Here is a 529-nt window from a genome sequence, read left to right on the forward strand (position 1 = left end):
CGGCGGCGTCGGCGGCGGGCTCGCCGTCGGGCAGCGGGGTCGGCTCGGGCGTGGCGGAGGGGTCGGCGGACTCGGAGGCCGTGGGCAAGCCGGGGTCCGCGGGCGACGGGGCGTCGTCGCCCTCCGTGGGCACCCCGGGCTCCCCGGCCTCCACCGGGTCCGTGGGCTCCGGGCTCGGCTCGGGCGGCGCGGGCAGCACGGCGGCGGCGTCGGCGGCCACGGCCAGGCGCAGGGTGTCCACCACGGCCACGGTGTGCGCGTCGGCGGCAGTCCAGGCCGGCTGGGCGAGGGGCACGCCGTCCTCGTCCGTGACGGCGTGGCCGCCCTGGCGCAGGTGGCGGGAGAGGACAGCGGCCACGGCCGGCTCCAGGCCCTGCCCGCCGTGGACCACGGTCAGGGGCGTGCCGGAGGCCTCCGGGGTGGCGGACGCCTTCGGCTCGGGGGTGCAGGCGCCCAGGGCGAGGGCGAGCGCCGCGGCGGCGGAGACGGCCGGCAGGGCGCGCCGGCGGGCCGGGCCGCTCATGCGGCC

Annotated in this window: 1 pseudogene; it reads right to left on the reverse strand. The window is 82.8% G+C overall.

Annotation, left to right across the window (positions count from 1 at the left end):
- Positions 1-529, reverse strand: a pseudogene (locus NWP10_RS12285) (hypothetical protein); the annotation flags it as partial.

It is taken from the genome of Micrococcus sp. HG099, from assembly GCF_024723355.1.
Taxonomy (GTDB): domain Bacteria; phylum Actinomycetota; class Actinomycetes; order Actinomycetales; family Micrococcaceae; genus Micrococcus; species Micrococcus endophyticus.